Annotated in this window: 17 protein-coding genes; 15 read left to right on the top strand and 2 right to left on the bottom strand. The window is 64.9% G+C overall.

Translation table 11 applies throughout. The features are described from left to right. Positions 1-22: 22 nt before the first annotated feature. Complete coding sequence (locus tag QZS13_RS01100) at positions 23-1588, bottom strand: S1C family serine protease (RefSeq protein WP_295584399.1); 1566 nt, start codon at positions 1586-1588, stop codon at positions 23-25. 130 nt (positions 1589-1718) lie between these two features. Here QZS13_RS01100 and QZS13_RS01095 point away from each other — a divergent pair, with 130 nt between their 5' ends. From QZS13_RS01095 to QZS13_RS01065, 7 genes are all read left to right on the top strand, one after another. After that, positions 1719-2714, top strand: coding sequence for an MBL fold metallo-hydrolase (locus QZS13_RS01095; protein WP_295584397.1), 996 nt, complete (start codon positions 1719-1721; stop codon positions 2712-2714). A gap of 21 nt (positions 2715-2735) precedes the next feature. Continuing rightward, positions 2736-3395, top strand: coding sequence for a deoxyribose-phosphate aldolase (deoC, locus tag QZS13_RS01090; protein WP_295584395.1), 660 nt, complete (start codon positions 2736-2738; stop codon positions 3393-3395). Positions 3396-3410: 15 nt separating this feature from the next. Continuing rightward, positions 3411-4130: a purine-nucleoside phosphorylase gene (gene deoD / locus QZS13_RS01085; protein WP_295584393.1), complete on the top strand. Its 720-nt coding sequence runs from the start codon at positions 3411-3413 to the stop codon at positions 4128-4130. A gap of 177 nt (positions 4131-4307) precedes the next feature. Beyond that, complete coding sequence (locus tag QZS13_RS01080) at positions 4308-5477, top strand: BMP family protein (RefSeq protein ID WP_295584391.1); 1170 nt, start codon at positions 4308-4310, stop codon at positions 5475-5477. A 168-nt stretch (positions 5478-5645) separates the two neighbouring features. Then, the gene (locus QZS13_RS01075; protein WP_295584405.1) at positions 5646-7154 is read left to right on the top strand and encodes an ABC transporter ATP-binding protein; all 1509 of its coding nucleotides are present in this window, start codon (positions 5646-5648) and stop codon (positions 7152-7154) included. A gap of 3 nt (positions 7155-7157) precedes the next feature. Beyond that, positions 7158-8300, top strand: coding sequence for an ABC transporter permease (locus tag QZS13_RS01070; RefSeq protein WP_295584389.1), 1143 nt, complete (start codon positions 7158-7160; stop codon positions 8298-8300). Further along, positions 8297-9238: an ABC transporter permease gene (locus QZS13_RS01065; protein WP_295584386.1), complete on the top strand. Its 942-nt coding sequence runs from the start codon at positions 8297-8299 to the stop codon at positions 9236-9238. Before QZS13_RS01070 ends, QZS13_RS01065 begins: the two co-directional genes overlap by 4 nt. 69 nt (positions 9239-9307) lie before the next feature. Here QZS13_RS01065 and QZS13_RS01060 read toward each other — a convergent pair whose 3' ends face one another. After that, a complete protein-coding gene (locus tag QZS13_RS01060) occupies positions 9308-10228 on the bottom strand; it encodes a nucleoside recognition domain-containing protein (RefSeq protein ID WP_295584384.1) in 921 nt (306 codons plus the stop codon). Positions 10229-10326: 98 nt separating this feature from the next. Here QZS13_RS01060 and QZS13_RS01055 point away from each other — a divergent pair, with 98 nt between their 5' ends. From QZS13_RS01055 to QZS13_RS01020, 8 genes are all read left to right on the top strand, one after another. After that, positions 10327-10614: a YabP/YqfC family sporulation protein gene (locus QZS13_RS01055; RefSeq protein ID WP_295584382.1), complete on the top strand. Its 288-nt coding sequence runs from the start codon at positions 10327-10329 to the stop codon at positions 10612-10614. Next, the gene (locus tag QZS13_RS01050; protein WP_295584380.1) at positions 10615-11811 is read left to right on the top strand and encodes a sporulation protein YqfD; all 1197 of its coding nucleotides are present in this window, start codon (positions 10615-10617) and stop codon (positions 11809-11811) included. It begins immediately after the preceding gene. Between the two features lie 23 nt (positions 11812-11834). Continuing rightward, positions 11835-12818, top strand: coding sequence for a PhoH family protein (locus tag QZS13_RS01045; protein ID WP_295584377.1), 984 nt, complete (start codon positions 11835-11837; stop codon positions 12816-12818). 1 nt (position 12819) lies between these two features. Next, positions 12820-13320 carry an rRNA maturation RNase YbeY gene (gene ybeY / locus QZS13_RS01040; RefSeq protein WP_295584375.1) on the top strand — a complete coding sequence of 167 codons (501 nt, stop codon included), beginning with the start codon at positions 12820-12822 and terminating at the stop codon, positions 13318-13320. Between the two features lie 44 nt (positions 13321-13364). Then, a complete protein-coding gene (locus QZS13_RS01035) occupies positions 13365-13688 on the top strand; it encodes a hypothetical protein (RefSeq protein ID WP_295584373.1) in 324 nt (107 codons plus the stop codon). 21 nt (positions 13689-13709) lie between these two features. After that, positions 13710-15926, top strand: coding sequence for an ATP-dependent RecD-like DNA helicase (locus tag QZS13_RS01030; RefSeq protein WP_295584371.1), 2217 nt, complete (start codon positions 13710-13712; stop codon positions 15924-15926). A 144-nt stretch (positions 15927-16070) separates the two neighbouring features. Next, positions 16071-16295: a helix-turn-helix domain-containing protein gene (locus tag QZS13_RS01025; RefSeq protein WP_295584369.1), complete on the top strand. Its 225-nt coding sequence runs from the start codon at positions 16071-16073 to the stop codon at positions 16293-16295. Continuing rightward, on the top strand, positions 16292-16963 hold the full coding sequence (locus tag QZS13_RS01020) for a ComF family protein (RefSeq protein WP_295584367.1): 672 nt from the start codon (positions 16292-16294) through the stop codon (positions 16961-16963). The genes QZS13_RS01025 and QZS13_RS01020 overlap by 4 nt, the downstream gene beginning before the upstream one ends. Positions 16964-17015: the final 52 nt, after the last annotated feature.

Raw genomic sequence — 17015 nt, 5'->3', positions numbered from 1 at the left:
CCGCAGGCCGCGCCTTTGTTCTTTATTCCACCGGGTCGTTCAGGGTCAGCGTCACTTCCATCCGCTCCCCGTCCCGCCAGATTTCCATGGTCACCTGATCGCCCACGTACAGCTGCCGCCGGATGCGCAGCAGCTCCTGACTGGTTTCCACCGGCCTGCCGCCGGCGGCGAGGATGAAGTCCCCCTCCCGGATGCCCGCCAGGTCCGCGGCGGAGCCGGGCGTGACCTCCAGCACCTGCAGGCCCCAGACGTCGTCCTCCAGCCGGGTGCCCGTCTGGAGCACCGTCACGCCGAAGGAGGGCTCCGGCCGGACCTCTCCATAGGTCAGCAGGTCGTTCACCAGCCGCCGGATGGAGGCGGAGGGAATGGCGAAGCCCAGGCCCTCCACATTGGAATAATCAGAGCTCATCTTGATGGTGTTGATGCCCACCACCTGGCCGTAGGCGTTGATCAGGGGGCCGCCGGAGTTGCCGGAGTTCAGGGCCGCGTTGGTCTGGACCAGCGTCATGGTCCGGCCGTCCACCTGCACATCCCGGTTGATGGCGGAGACGATGCCGTCCGTCAGCGTGCCGCGGAGCTCCACGCCCAGCGGATTGCCGATGGCGTAGACCGTATCGCCTGCCCGCAGGTCTCCGGTGCCGGAATCCGCAATGTCCAGCGTGGCAAAGGCGGAGGTGTCGTGTCCCTTCAGGGCGGTGCGGGAGACGCGGATCACAGCGATGTCGATGTCCGGATCGTAGTAGATGACCCGCTCCACTTCATACACATCTCCGGTGGAGAGCGTGGCGGTGGCGGAGACCGCGTCCGCGATGGAGTGGTAGTTGGTGACGGCCAGCCCGTCCTCCGTGATGAAGAAGCCGCTGGCCTCGCCGGTGACAAGGCCCTCGTCCCGGTATGCCTCCGTCTCATAGGTGTCCAGACGGAACACGGCGGCCGCGCAGCGGTCCGCCACCTGCCGGGCGGTGAGGGCGGGGGTCAGCAGGCCCAGGGCGTTGGCCGCGGCCCGGGAGACGGTCCCCTGGCTCACCAGGCGTCCGATCACTGTGGCGCTGCCGTCCCGGTAGGAGAAGGACAGGGCGTCCGCCGCCATCTCAAACAGGTCCCCCTGGGTCAGGGTGCCGGTGTAGGCGATGGGGAAGAGGCCGATCCGCTGGGCAAAGCCCGCGGCGTCGGCAATGGTGAAGTCGCCCGCCTTGTCGGAATACCCCAGCATCCGCAGCAGGAAGGCGCTCCAGGCGTTGGCGGTGAGGACCGCGTCCGGCCGGAACGCTGTCGCCGTGACGCCGGTGATCCAGCCCTGCCGGGCGGCGTAGTTCACCTCCTGGGCGATGGAGGCGGGGACGTCCCGGAAGCCGGCCAGCCAGTTGTCCGCCGCGGCGGCCTGCTCCGCCCCGGCCAGGCGCACCAGCAGCACGGCTGCCTGGGCCCGGGTGGCGGGGGCGTCCAGATGATATGTAGAGTCGATCAGTCCCAGGGTGGAGAGGGTGTCCGCGGCCCGGGACGCCTCCCCCTCCAGAGCGGAGGCGGCGGGAATCACGCTCACCGTCAGGACAAGGACACAGAGGAGCGAAAGAAGTCGTTTTTTCATGGGGTAGCCTCCAAATCTTGAGAATGGCTCCATTTTAGCACCGGGCAGAGCGCTTGGCAAGGCCCGGCTCACTGGACAGGCGGGCAAAAGTCTGCTATACTGAATCTACCTTTTGGAAAGGAAGCGGCCCATGGCGGAGCGATTGGCGGAGGACCTCTGGCGGCTGGACATCCCCCTGGTGGGGAACCCGCTGAAAAACTTGAACAGCTATCTGCTGACCGGAGAGCGGAGCCTGCTGATCGACACGGGCTTCCGCCAGCAGCCCTGCCGCGAGGCCATGGAGCGCCAGCTGGCGGAGACGCACGTGGACCGGGACCGGCTGGACATTTTCTGCACCCACCTCCACAGCGACCACACGGGGCTGGCGCCGGAGCTGATCCGCCCCGGCTGCCGGATCTATATCGGGGAGATCGACGGCCCCGGCGTGAAAAACGCCTCGGATCCGTCCTATTGGGAGCGGCTCTACGGGGAGTATGTGCGGGACGGCTTCACCTGGGCGGAGATGGAGGCCCTGTGGGGAGACAATCCGGCCCAGACGGCGGCCCCGCCCTGGCGGGAGGGACTCTATACGGAGCTGCGGGACGGCGCGGCGCTCTATTACGGCGGCCGCACGCTGCGGTGCGTGCTGACGCCGGGCCACACGCCGGGGCACCTGTGCCTGTACGACTCGGACCGCCGGCGGCTGTTCTGCGGGGACCATGTGCTGTTTCACATCACACCCAACATCTGCCGCTGGCAGGGGGTGGCGGACTCTTTGGGGGACTATCTCAGCAGCCTGGACAGGACAGCCGCTCTGGACGCGGAGGAGCTGTATCCCGCCCACCGGGCGGAGACCGGGGACCTGCGGCAGCGGACGGCGGAGCTGAAGGCCCACCACGCCCGCCGGCTGGAGGACACCCTGCGGACCGTGGAGGAGGCGCCGGGCCTCACCGCCTACCAGATCGCGGGCCGGATGCGCTGGAGCATCCGCTGCCGGGACTGGGCGGATTTTCCCCTGGCGCAGAAGTTCTTTGCCGTGGGAGAGGCCCTGGCCCATCTGGACCATCTGGAGGCCCAAGGGCGGGTCTGCCGCCAGGAGATACACGGAAAACGGGTATATTTCGCCGGCGTGGGCGACAAAATATGAATGATAAAGGAGATGCTTCAAATGGAAGTGAAAGAGATTCTGAGCAAGTGCGACCACACCCTGCTGGCCCAGACGGCCACCTGGAAGGAGATTCAGGCCATCTGCGACGACGGCATGAAGTACGGCTGCGCCAGCGTCTGCATCCCCGCCAGCTATGTCAAGCAGGCGGCGGAGTACGTGGCGGGGAAGCTGCCCATCTGCACGGTGATCGGCTTCCCCAACGGGTATGACACCACCGCCGCCAAGTGCTTCATGGCCACGGACGCCGTGGAGAACGGCGCGGAAGAGGTGGACATGGTCATCAATCTGGGCTGGGTGAAGGACCAGAAGTGGGACGACCTGCTCTCCGAGATCAAGGCCGTGAAGGCCGCCTGCAAGGGCAAGCTGCTGAAGGTCATCATCGAGTGCTGCTTCCTCACCGACGAGGAGAAGATCAAGATGTGCGAGATCGTCACCGCCTCCGGCGCGGAGTATATCAAGACCTCCACAGGCTTCGGCACCGGCGGCGCCACCCGGGAGGACGTGGCCCTCTTTGCCAAGCACGTGGGTCCCAATGTGAAGATCAAGGCCGCCGGCGGCATTGCCGACCTGAAGGACGCGGAGGACTTCATCAACCTGGGTGCCTCCCGCCTGGGCACCAGCCGGATCGTCAAGGCCGTGAAGGCCATGGAGCAGAAATAAGGAGGAAATGAAAACATGGGAACTCCCCATAACGAGGCGGCCCAGGGGGCCTTTGCCAAGACCGTTCTGATGCCCGGCGATCCGCTGCGGGCCAAATTCATCGCGGAGACCTTTCTCCAGGACGCGAAGCTGGTGAACAACGTCCGGGGCGTCCAGGGCTATACCGGCACCTACCAGGGCACGCCCGTGTCCGTCATGGCTTCCGGCATGGGCATGCCCTCCATCGGCATTTACTCCCATGAGCTGTTCCACTTCTACGATGTGGACAACATCATCCGGGTGGGCAGCGCCGGTGCCATCTCCCCCCAGCTGAAGGTGCGGGACGTGGTGTTCGGCCAGGGCTCCTGCACGGACTCCAACTACGCCCATCAGTTCGGCCTGGGCGGCACCTTCGCCCCCATTGCCGACTTCACGCTGCTGGAGACGGCGGTGGCCGTGGCCCGGCGCATGGGCGTGGAGCCCCCGGTGGGGAACCTGCTCTCTTCCGACGTGTTCTACAACAAGGCCGGAGACACCCTGAAGTGGGGCCAGATGGGGGTGCTGGCCATCGAGATGGAGGCCGCCGCACTCTACTATAACGCCGCCGAGGCGGGCAAGCGGGCTTTGGCCATGTGCACCATTTCCGACAGTCTGGTCACCGGGGAGGCCCTGCCGCCCGACCAGCGCCAGACCACCTTCACCCGCATGATGGAGATCGCCCTGGGCGTGGCCGTGGAGATGGCAAAAAAAGGATGACGGCAGGCTGTGCCGTCCCCAGATAAAAATTTTCCCTTTTGACCAAAAATGTGGACAAATGGAAAACAAATGTGAAAATTCATTGAAATTCATGTAAAGAATGATATAATGGGGCTGTCCCGAACGGAACATGACCGCCTGCGGGCGGTCGGAACAATGGAAGGAAGGTAGATTCCAATGAAGAAGTTTCTTGCCTTGACGCTTGCATTGGTAATGGCCCTCTCTCTGGTTGCCTGCGGCAGCAAAGAGGAGGAGACTCCCGCCGAGGAGGGCACCGAGGGTGCCACCGATATGAGCGTCGCCATGATCACCGACTACGGTGACATTACCGATCAGTCTTTCAACCAGACCACCTACGAGGCCTGCAAGGCCTACTGTGAGGCCAACGGCATCACGTTCAACTACTTCAAGCCCGCCGGTGACTCCACCGCCGAGCGCGTTGCCATGGTGGAGTCCGCCGTGGATGAGGGCTACAATGTGGTCGTCATGCCCGGCTACGCATTTGCCGACACCATCAAGGAGACCGCCGGCACCTATCCCGACGTGACCTTCGTGGCTCTGGACGTGGGCGAGCTGGATCTCAATCCCCTCGATGCCGACGGCAATCCCCCCGCCGAGCCCTATGAGCTGCCCTCCAACGTGTACTGCGCGGTGTATCAGGAAGAGCTGTGCGGCTACATGGCCGGCTACGCCGCTGTGAAGATGGGCTACACCCACCTGGGCTTCCTGGGCGGCATGGCTGTCCCCGCCGTGGTCCGCTACGGCTACGGCTTTGTCCAGGGCGCTGACGCCGCTGCGGCCGACGAGCCCGGCGCCAACGTGACCGTGGAGTATGTTTACGGCAACGCCTTCTCCGGCGACGCCGACATCACCGCGTACATGGACAACTGGTATCAGACCCTGGGCGTGGAAGTCGTGTTCGCCTGCGGCGGCGGCATCTACACCTCTGCTGCTGAGGCTGCTGCCAAGGTGGGCGGCAAGGTCATCGGCGTGGACGTGGACCAGGCTGCCATCATCGACAGCGCTTACGGCGACGGCATGACCGTCACCTCCGCCATGAAGGGCCTGGCTCCCACCGTGCAGCACATGCTCAGCGAGATCGCTGCGGGCAACTTCGCCAACTACGGCGGCAAGATCGAGACGCTGGGCCTGGTGTCCGGCGACGATCCCACCGCCAACTACGTCCAGCTGCCCATGGAGTCCACCCAGTGGGATGACACCTTCACCCAGGATGACTACAAGGCCCTGGTCAAGAGCATGTTCGACGGCACCATCACCGTCTCCAACGACACCACCGCCATGCCCGAGACCGCCATTACGGTCAACGAGTACGGCAACATCAAGTAAATCCCTCTGCGCAAAAAGAGGACGGGAAACTCCCGTCCTCTTTTTTTTGCCGCCCCACAACTTTGCTTTGAATTATAGGGGGAAATATAGTACAATAAATCATAACGGTTCCGCGAAAAAGGAAACAAGGGGGAGGTCGTGAATTTGGAACATCCATATGCCATTGAAATGCTGCATATCACCAAGCGTTTTCCCGGCATTGTGGCCAATGACGATATTACGCTGCAGCTGAAAAAGGGAGAAATCCATGCCCTCCTGGGCGAAAACGGCGCGGGCAAGTCCACGCTCATGAGCGTGCTGTTCGGATTGTACCGCCCGGAGGAGGGCGTCATCAAAAAGGACGGACAGGAAGTGGAGATCCGCGACCCCAACGACGCCAACGCCCTGGGCATCGGCATGGTCCACCAGCACTTCAAGCTGGTGGAGTGCTTCACGGTGCTCGACAACATCATCCTGGGCGTGGAGCCCTGCCGCCGCGGCTTTCTGCAAAAGGACGAGGCCCGGCGCAAGGTCATGGCCCTGAGCGAGAAATACGGGCTGCGGGTGGACCCGGACGCCCTGGTGGAGGATATCACCGTGGGCATGCAGCAGCGCACGGAGATTTTGAAAATGCTCTACCGGGACAACGAGATCCTCATCTTCGACGAACCCACCGCCGTCCTGACGCCCCAGGAGATCGAGGAGCTCATGCAGATCATGCGCTCCCTGGCTGCCGAGGGCAAGTCCATCCTCTTCATCTCCCACAAGCTCAACGAGATCATGGAGGTGGCCGACCGGTGCACTGTACTGCGCAAGGGCAAGTACATCGGCACCGTCAACATCGCCGATACCTCCCGGGAGGAGCTCAGCCGCATGATGGTGGGCCGGAACGTGGACTTCGTGGTCCACAAGGAGCCGGCCAAGCCCGGCGAGACCATCCTGGAGGTGGAGGGGCTGACTGTGGCGTCCAAGGCCCACAGCAACAACGCGGTCAAGGATGTATCCTTTACCGTCCGGGCCGGAGAGATCGTCTGCATCGCCGGCATCGACGGCAACGGTCAGACGGAGCTGGTCTACGGCTTGACGGGACTGGAGCCGGTCAAGAGCGGACACATTCGGCTGCGGGGGGAGGATATCACCCACGCCTCCATCCGCCGCCGCTCCACCATGGGCATGAGCCACATTCCGGAGGACCGCCACAAGCACGGATTGGTGCTGGACTACTCCCTGGAGGACAATATGGTGCTCCAGCGGTACTTTGAGCCGGAGTTCGTCACCAAAGCCGGCTTCCTCAAGCGCAAGTCCATCCGCTCCTACGCCTCCCGCCTTATCGACCAGTACGACGTCCGCTCCGGTCAGGGCCCGGCCACCGTGGCCCGCAGCATGTCCGGCGGCAACCAGCAAAAGGCCATCATCGCCCGGGAGATCGACAAGAATCCCGAGCTGCTCATTGCCGTCCAGCCCACCCGCGGATTGGACGTGGGCGCCATTGAGTATATCCACAGGCAGATCGTCTCCCAGCGGGACGGCGGCAAGGGCGTGCTGCTGGTGAGTCTGGAGCTGGACGAGGTCATGGCCCTCAGCGACCGGATTCTGGTCATGTACGAGGGTGAGATCGTAGGTGAGCTGGACCCCAAGACCACCACTGTGGAGGAGCTGGGTCTTTACATGGCCGGCGCCAAACGAAAGGGGGCGTAAGCGATGAAAAAGGAAAAAACTTCCCTGCTGCGCAACGGCACGGTCCAGTCCCTGATGGCGTCGCTGCTGTGCATCCTGCTGGGCCTGCTGATCGGCTACATCGCCCTGTTGCTCATCAATCCCAGCGGCGCCGGAGAGGCCATTGTCACCATTGTGAAAAACTTCATGACCTACTCCCGGTCCACCGCCCAGCTCAAGTACCTGGGCAATACCCTGGTCAAGACCGCGCCGCTGCTCATGTGCAGTTTGTCCGTGCTCTTTGCCTACAAGGTGGGCCTTTTCAACATCGGCGCTGCGGGACAGTACGTGGTGGGCGCCGGGGCCAGCCTCTACTGCGCCCTGGCCTGGGGACTGCCCTGGTATGTGTGCATGCTGGCGGCTGTGGCTGCCGGCGCCGTGCTGGGGGCCGTGTCCGGCATCCTGAAGGCCTACCGCAACGTCAATGAGGTCATCTCCTGCATCATGCTCAACTGGATCAGCCTGTACCTGGTCAACACCATCCTCACCCGGGTGAAGGAGCCCACCAGCCCCTACACCCAGAACATCTCCAGCGTCAATCCCGGCGCCCTGTTGCCCAGCCTGGGGCTGGGGTCCCTCTTCAGCAACAACCAGTATGTGACCATCGCCATCCCCCTTTCGGTGCTGCTGGCTGTGGGCGTGTGGGTGCTGCTGGACAAGACGAAGCTGGGCTATGAGCTCAAGGCCACCGGCTGCAACAAGTTCGCCGCCCGCTACTGCGGCATGGCGGAAAAGCGCAACCTGATCCTCACCATGGCCATTTCCGGGGGTCTTGCCGCCCTGGGTGCCGCCATGCTGTTTTTGACCGGCTTCGAGCAGTGGCAGTGCACCCAGTCCGCTGTGCCCGCCATGGGCTTCAACGGCATTGCCGCCGCCTTCCTGGGGTGCCTGCATCCCATCGGCGCCGTGCTCTCGTCCCTGTTCATCCAGCACATCACCAACGGCGGCGCCTACGTGGACAAGACCATGTACTCCGCCCAGATCTCCGACTTCATCTCCGCCATCATCATCTACCTTTGCAGCTTCGTGCTGTTTTTCAAGTATATCCTCAACCAGCGGCTGGACCGCCGGGATGAAAAGCGCGCCCGGCGGAAGACGGACGACGGGAAGGGAGGTCAGACGAAATGACACTGCTTGTGCAATACACCCTGATCTTCGCCTCGGTGCTGGTGCTGGTGGCATTGGGCGGGTGCTTCTCCGAGCACTCCGGCGTCATCAACATCGGCCTGGAGGGCATCATGGTTCTGGGCGCCCTGGGCGGCGCGCTGATGATGAAGTTCCTGCCCGCGGACACCGCCGCGCCGGTCATCATTTTGCTGGTGACTCTGGCCAGCATGCTCATGGGTCTTTTGTACTCGCTGCTGCTGGCGGTGGCGGCCATCAACTTCAAGGCCGACCAGACGTTGGTGGGCACCGCCATGAACCTGCTGGGCACCGCCGCGGCCACCGTGTTCGTCAAGGCCATGAACACCGCCGAGAGCGTGGACAACGTCTCGTCCACCATCCAGTATATCGAGCCCAAGCGGGCGTTTCTGGTGAACATCGGCAGCTTTGAGTTCAACTGGTTCATGCTCATGGCTGTGGCGGCGCTGGTCATCTCCTACGTGACGCTGTACAAGACCCGCTTCGGACTGCGGCTCATGGCCTGCGGCGAGCATCCCCAGGCGGCGGACAGCGTGGGCATCAACGTCTACAAGATGCGCTATGCCGGCGTCATGATCTCCGGCGTTCTGGGCGGCCTTGGCGGCATCGTGTATATCACCGCCGGCGTCAGCGAGTGGAAGTTTGAAAACGGCGTGGCGGGCTTCGGCTTTCTGGCCCTGGCCGTCATGATCTTCGGCCAGTGGAAGCCCACCCGCATTGCCCTGGCGGCCATCCTGTTCGGCTTCTTCCGGGCCCTGGGCAACGTGTACTCCGGCTTCGGCTTCCTCCAGGCGCTGAACCTGCCCAGCTCCGTGTACAACATGCTGCCCTATATCATCTCCCTGGTGGTGCTGGCGTTCACCTCCCAGCAGTCCCGGGCCCCCAAGGCCGAGGGCATTCCCTACGACAAGGGCCAGCGATAACGATACAGATTGTAGAATTTTGCTGCGGCAATACCCTCCGTTGTCGGATTCCGGCGGCGGAGGGTATTGCTATGCCAGTACGTACCCGGCCAGGGCCGCCGCCAGCAGCCCCGAGAGCAGTCCGTGGACGGCCTTTCCCGCCACGGCCCGGCGCATCCGCAGGCCGCTGGGCTCCACCACCGCCGCCGTCTGACACAGCACGGACAGTCCCCCCCAGCCTGCCGCAGCTGCGGCCAGGACAAACCCGGCGGCGTCCGGCGTCACCAGCGGCGTCAGGGAAAAGAGCTCCGTTGCGCCCACCGCCGCGGCTCCCAGCCGTCCCCCCAGGTCCGCCAGGGGATGGGAGAGCACGTAGAAGAACACCACGAAGGCGCACACGGACCCCATGGCCTGGAGGCTGTCCCGGACGGAGCGCACCAGGGCGGTGGGGAAGGAGACTGCATGTGAAGCTGTTTTCCTTGTCATGCGCTGGTGCCCGAAGGAGACGCCCCGCCCCCGGAAGCACAGCCCCGTCAAAAGGGCGGCCAGGACATGGATGAGCCACAGCCACACCCCCGTCCGCACGGAGCCGAACACCCCCGCACCCAGTACGCTGATTAAAAAGACGGGACTGGAGTTGTTGACAAAGGTCAGCAGCCGCTCCGCCTCCTCCCGGCTCAGTGCGCCGGAAGTATACAGCTCCGCCGCCGTCCCGGCGCCCACCGGATAGCCCCCCGCAAGGCCCAGCACCAGCGCCGCGCCCCCGGCACCGCTCACCCGGAACAGCGGCTCCATGAGCCCCGCCAGCCAGGGGGAGAGAGCCTCGCCGAACCCCAGCTTCAAAAGCAGGGACGAGACCACCAGAAACGGGAAGAGGGCCGGGATCACGGACGTGACGCACAGCGCCAGGGCCTCCACGGCCCGCTGCCGGACCGCCTGGGCGTCCGCCAGGAACCACACCAGCGTCCCCAGTACCAGCAGGCAGCCAAGGCGCCTCCATCGGATTTTCATACACATCACCCCTGTATGGATATGCCCGCCCCGGCCGCTCCATGCCCCAGGCAAGTGGGACGGGCCGGTTGCATACAGTGGGACGTGAGGTGAGTGCAATGGAGCGGAACCGAAAAGAGCGGGGCAGCGTACTGGGGTCCGTGGCGGAGCTTTTCGACCTGCCGGCGGACGTGATTGCGGGGCTGCCCCATCTGGAGATGGTAGGCAGCCGCCAGCTGTATCTGGAGCGGCACACGGGCATTTTGTCCTACAGCGAGACCCAGATCGACATCAACACCCCCGGCGGCGTGCTGCGGGTCCGGGGCGGGAACCTGGCGCTGACGGCCATGACGGCGGAGGAGCTGCGGCTGGGCGGCCGCATCGACGCTTTGGAGTGGGTGAGATAGATGCTCAGTGAGATCGTCAACCGCCTGCGGGGGCAGGTGCGGATCCGGGTGGAGGCGCCGTTCCCCGAGCGGATTTTGAACCTGTGCGGGGAGCGGAATCTGGCCTTCTGGGATCTGGACTGGGAGAGCGAGACGGCCTTCACCTGCCGCCTCAGCCGCCGGGACTTCGCCGCGCTGCGCCGGGCGGCAAAGCGCCTGGCGTGTACCATTACGGTAGTGCGGCGGGAGGGGGTGCCCTATTTTGTGGGCCGGTTCCGCAAGCGCTACGCCCTGCTGGCGGGGCTTGCCCTGTGCGCCGCGGGGATGTCCGTGGGCTCGTTTTTCATCTGGGACTTCACCGTGGAGGGCAACGAGACCGTCACGGAGGAGGAGATCTTACGGGCGCTGGAGAAAAACGGCGTGGGCATCGGCACTTTCGGCTTCTCCCTGGACGCGGAGGACATCCGAAACCACGTGCTGCTGGAGATCCCGGAGCTGAGCTGGATGACGGTGAATGTGTCCGGCTGCCGGGCCTATGTGCAGGTGCGGGAACGGGTCATGGCCCCAGAGATGGTGGATGAGCGCCAGCCCACCAACGTGGTGGCCCGGCGGGCGGGGCTGGTGCAGCAGGTGCAGGCCCTGGACGGGGTCAAGTGCGTGCTGCCGGGCACATCGGTGGAGAGAGGGCAGCTGCTCATCTCCGGCGTGGAGGATACGGAGACCGTGGGGGCCCGTCTGCTGGCGGGCATGGGTACGGTGCAGGCGCGCACCTGGTACACCATCTCCACCCGCATGCCCCTGACGGCCCCGGTCAAGCGCTACACCGGGGAGGAAAAACTGGGGCTGACGCTGGTGCTGGGCACCCATCGGGTAAAATTCTTTTCAAACAGTAGCATCGAGGGGCGCAAATATGATAAAATAACCACCAGACACCCACTTTCCCTGTTTGGCCTTCCCCTGCCGGTGACCGTGGTGACGGAGCGGTATTGCTTTTACGAGACCGAGACGGCGGCGGTGGACCCCCAGGCGGCTGAGGACGCCGGCGGGGCGCTGCTGGAGGCGTACCTCCACACGCTGGTGGACCCCTACGGGCAGGTACGCTCCGTGCTGTGCTCGTCCCAGATCCGGGACGGCAGCCTGGCGGTGACGCTGCGGGCGGAGTGTGAGGAGCAGATCGGAAAGACGGTGCCCATCTATCAGGATCATCCGGACCAATGACGTCCGGCAAAGCGATAGGAGTGATGGAACCATTGGAACAGCGAATCAGCATTGAACGGCTGGAACAGGCCGTGAACATTTTCGGGTCCTTCGACGCCAACATCCGCCTTTTGGAGCAGGAGTTTTCCGTCACCGTGGTCAACCGGGACGGGGAGCTGCGGGTGGAGGGCGAGGCAGAGAACGTGTATCTTGCCGTCAAGGCCATCCAGGCGCTGCTGACCCTCTCCTCCCGGGGGGAGACCATCGGCGAGCAGAACGTGCGGTATGTGATCTCGTTGGTGCGCGCGGGCAAGGAGTCCCAGGTGGCGGAGCTGACCGGCGACGTGCTGTGCATCTCCGCCAAGGGCCGGCCCATCAAGCCCAAGACCATCGGACAAAAGGAGTATATCGCCTCCGTCCTCCACAACACCGTCACCATCGGCGTGGGCCCGGCGGGCACCGGCAAGACGTACCTTGCCGTGGCCGCCGCCGTCCAGGCATTCCGGGACAAGCAGGTCAACCGCATCATCCTCACCCGCCCGGCGGTGGAGGCGGGGGAGCGGCTGGGCTTTCTGCCCGGCGACCTGCAGAGCAAGGTGGACCCGTACCTGCGGCCCCTCTACGATGCCCTCTTTGACATGCTGGGGGCGGAGACGTACCAGAAGTACCTGGAGCGGGGCAACATTGAGGTGGCGCCCCTGGCCTACATGCGGGGCCGTACCCTGGACGACAGCTTCATCATCCTGGACGAGGCACAAAACACCTCCCGGGAGCAGATGAAGATGTTCCTGACTCGCCTTGGCTTCGGGTCCAAGATCGTCATCACCGGCGACGTGACCCAGATCGACCTGCCAGACGGCAAGGCCTCCGGCCTCAAGGAGGCCATGCGGGTGCTGCGGAACGTAGAGGGCATCGGCATCTGTCAGCTGACCAACGCGGACGTGGTGCGCCATGTGATGGTGCAGCGGATCGTGGAGGCCTACGAGCGGTACGAGGACGCCAAAAGCGGCGGGAAAGGCAGGAAGTGACATGGCAAAGCGGCATTATATCCCCGTGACGGCGGACGTGCCCGGCATCAGCGAGGACCGGCGGGCCTTTATCCGCAAGGTCATCCGCACGGCGCTTTCGGCGGAGGGGGTGGACTTTCCCTGCGAGGTGGACGTGCTCATCACCGACGACGAGAACATCCACCAGGTGAATCTGGACATGCGGGATGTGGACCGGGCTACGGACGTGCTGAGCTTCCCGGAATTCGACCTGACGCCGGGGCAGCTGCCAAAGGCGGAGGACGCCGACCCCGGCACGGGCCTGGTGCCTCTGGGGGACATGGTGATCTCCTGGGAGCATGTGACGGCCCAGGCCAAGGAGTACGGCCACTCCAACCGCCGGGAGCTTGCCTACCTGGTGGTCCACTCCGTGCTGCACCTGCTGGGCTACGACCATCTGGACGAGGGGCCCCAGAAACGGCAGATGCGCACGAGGGAGGAGGCCATTTTGGCCGAACTTGGCATCACCCGGGAGGGAGATTGACGGCGGACGACCCCGCCGCATAGACTATCCCGAGGTGATTTGGGATGGTATTGCTGCAAGATGGATGCATCGCCTTTTTCTCCGCCGTGGGCGTGACCACGGTGGTGTGGCTGGTGGCCGGGGCGCTGCTGCACGCCGGGCGGCCCACGGTGCCCGGCCTTTTGCTGGTGCTGCCCCTGCGGGGGGAGGCGTTGGCCATGGAGGCCGACGTGCGGGAGCTCCGGCGTCTTTGCCACCGGCTGCCCGGGGCCCGGATTGTCCTGGCCGACTGCGGCATGAGCGACGAAGCCCGGTCCCTGGCCGGGTACCTGGCCGGGCGGTCGGAGAACATCGCCCTGGCGGAGGGGAAGTGCCTGCAGGTAGAATAACAAAAGACAAGAGGGAGAACCATGGAAGAGCTGACCACCTACGACGGTACCGTACATAGCGTTATTTTTCAAAATCCGGAGAACGGCTATACGGTTTTGCGCCTCCTGACGGAGGAGGGCGAGGTGGTCACGGTGGTGGGCTGCATCCCCTGCGTGGCGCCCGGCGAGCACCTGACGGTCTCCGGCGTCATGGAGCAGCACCCCCAGCACGGGGAGCAGCTGCGGGCTGTGGAGCTGGAGCGGGCACTGCCGGAGGACGAGGAGGAGATTTTCAGCTACCTCTCCTCCGGCGTCATCAAGGGCGTGGGGCCCGCCACCGCCCGGCGCATCGTGGACCGGTTCGGCCCCGAGACGCTGGACGTGCTGGAGACGGAACCCCGGCGGCTGAGCCTCATCAAGGGCGTGACGGAGAAGAAGGCCCAGGAGATCGCCGCCAGCTTCCGCCGCCACATGGGATTACGGCGGCTCATGGAGTTCCTGGCCCGCTACCAGCTGCCCCCGGTGCTGGCCGTGGAACTGCGGGAGCGGTACGGGGACGCGGCGCTGGAGATGATCCGCGCCAACCCGTACCTCCTCAGCGCCGACGGCTGCGGCGTGGAGTTCTCCCTGGCTGACGAGATGGCCATGGGCATGGGGCTTGCCGCCGACAGCAGCCAGCGGCTCCAGGCGGCGGTGCTGTTCGAACTCAGCCACAACGAAAATAACGGCCACGTGTTTTTGCCCCGGGACAAGCTGGTGGCCGCCACAAGCCAGCTTCTGGACTGCGGCAGCGAGCTGGTGGAGCAGGCCCTGGACGCCCTGACGGAGCGCCGGGAGGTGATCTGCCAGCGGGTGGCCAATGTGGAGGCGTGCTACCTTCGACGGCTGTGGGAGGCGGAGAGCTCCGCCTGTATGCGCCTTTGCGCCCTGCTCTCCGCTGACGCCGACCGCTCCGGCCAGGCGGGACGGGTCATCGACGAGATCCAGCGCCAGCAGGGCATCACCTACGCGCCCCAGCAGCGCCAGGCGGTGGAGCTGGCCGCCCGGGAGGGCGTGCTGATCCTCACCGGCGGGCCCGGCACCGGCAAGACCACCACCGTCCGGGGCATCGTGGCGCTGCTTTTGAAGATGGGGTACACCATCCAGCTGGCGGCGCCCACGGGCCGTGCCGCCAAGCGCATGAGCGAGCTGACGGGCATGGAGGCCCAGACCGTCCACCGGCTTCTGGGTATGAGCTGGAACGAGGCCACCCATCAGCTCACGTTCCAGAAAACGGAGCAGGACCCCCTGGAGGCCGACGCCGTCATCGTGGACGAGATGAGCATGGTGGACGTGAGCCTCTTTGCCGCGCTGCTGCGGGCCCTGCGGCCCGGCACCCGGCTCATTCTGGTAGGGGACGCGGACCAGCTGCCCTCCGTGGGGGCCGGGAACGTGTTCTCCGACCTGATCCGCAGCGGCCGGGTGGAAACGGTGTTTTTGCGGGAGGTGTTCCGCCAGGCATCGGAGTCCGCCATCATCCGCAATGCCCACGCGGTGAACCTGGGCCAGCCGCCCCGGCTCCAGAACGACCAGGGGGACTTCTTCTTTTTGTGCCGCCGGGACGCCGACCGGGCGGTAAAGACGGTGGTGGAGCTGGTGGAGCACCGGCTGCCGGAGAAAATGGGCATCCCTGCCGACCAGATCCAGGTGCTCAGCCCCACCCGCAAGGGGGCGGCGGGCACCATCCGCCTCAACCGCAGCCTCCAGCAATCCCTCAATCCCCCCGGCCCCGACCGCCCGGAAATCCAGTGGGGGGAGCGGCTGTTCCGCCAGGGGGACCGGATCATGCAGACCCGCAACAACTACGACGTGGTCTGGGAGAAGGCCGACGGCACCGTGGGCACCGGTATGTTCAACGGCGACGTGGGCAAGATCGTGGACATCGACCCCTCCGGGGAATTTCTGACGGTGGACTTCGACGGCCGGGTGGCCCTCTACGGCGCCGAGCAGCTCAGCGAGCTGGACCTGGCCTATGCCCAGACCGTCCACAAGGCCCAGGGCAGCGAGTACCGGTGCGTGGTGCTGTGCGCCCTGCCGTCGGCGCCGTCACTGATGGTGCGGGGGGTGCTGTACACGGCCCTGACCCGGGCCCGGGAGCTGATGATCGTGGTGGGGGACGACGCGGCCATCCGGGCCATGGCGGAAAACGACCGCCAGCAGCGGCGCTACTCCGGCCTGAGGTGGCGGCTGGCCCACAGCGGCGACGGAGAAAAAGCATGAAAAAGAGGCTCTTCGGAGTCTCTTTTTTTGTCCCGAAACCGTCAGGACAGATGGGGACAGAGCGGCAACTGCTGGTTTGGACAAATAGTCCTAAAACGAATAGTACAATATGTCCTCTGGATAGAATCATCTCGGTGATGAAACATGATTCTGAGAATCCGGGATTTGCGGGAGGACAGGGACCTCAAGCAGCGGGAGATCGCGGCGTTGCTGCTGTGCGACCAGTCGCTTTACTCCAAATACGAGCGGGGGGAGCGGGAACTTCCGCTGCATCTGGCCGTCCGGCTGGCGGAGTTTTACGGCGTCAGCGTGGACTATCTGGTGGGGCTCACCGACGAGACGGCGCCCTACCCCAGGAGACGAAAATGAAATGGACCTGGTTTGAGCGGGGGATGGACCTGCTGTTTCCGCCCCGGTGTCCCTTCTGCGGCAGGCTGCTCCTGCACACGGGGGTGTGTCCCAAGTGCCTGGCGGCGCTGCCGTGGACGGAAAACGCCGTGCGGCATCTGCCCGGCGGCCCCGACTGCGCCGCGCCGCTGTGGTACGAGGGCCTTGCCCGGGAGGGGCTGCTGCGGCTGAAATTCCGGGACTCGCCTGCCGGGGCACGGCCCCTGGGGGAGCTTGCGGCCCGGTGCGCCGCTGCCTGCTTTCCCGGCGCGTTCGACACGGTGACCTGGGTGCCGGTGAGCCGCAGACGGCGGTGGCAGCGGGGCTACGACCAGTCCCGGCTCCTGGCCCGGAGCGTGGGACGCTGCCTGGGACTGCCCGTCATGGGACTGCTGGAAAAGACCGTGGACAACCCCGCCCAGTCCGGTATTGCAGACGCCGCCGCCCGCCGGGCCAACGTGCTGGGGGTCTACCGGGCACGGTCCGGGGCCCTGGGACGGCGTGTGCTGCTGGTGGACGATATCTGCACCACCGGGGCCACACTGTGCGAATGTGCCAGAGAATTGCGCCTTGCCGGCGCCCAGAGTGTGACATGTGTTGCCGCGGCCCTGTCCCGTGAGAAAAAAGTTCACAAAAACACGGAAGAATAGGGTTGCAATCGGGCAAAATGCAGATATAATATAACCTGTATGACTGTGTGCG

The sequence above is a fragment of the uncultured Oscillibacter sp. genome (assembly GCF_900546705.1).
GTDB lineage: Bacteria > Bacillota > Clostridia > Oscillospirales > Oscillospiraceae > Oscillibacter.
The sequence above is the reverse complement of the archived record's forward strand: the minus strand, read 5'-3'. Positions and strand labels throughout refer to the sequence as shown.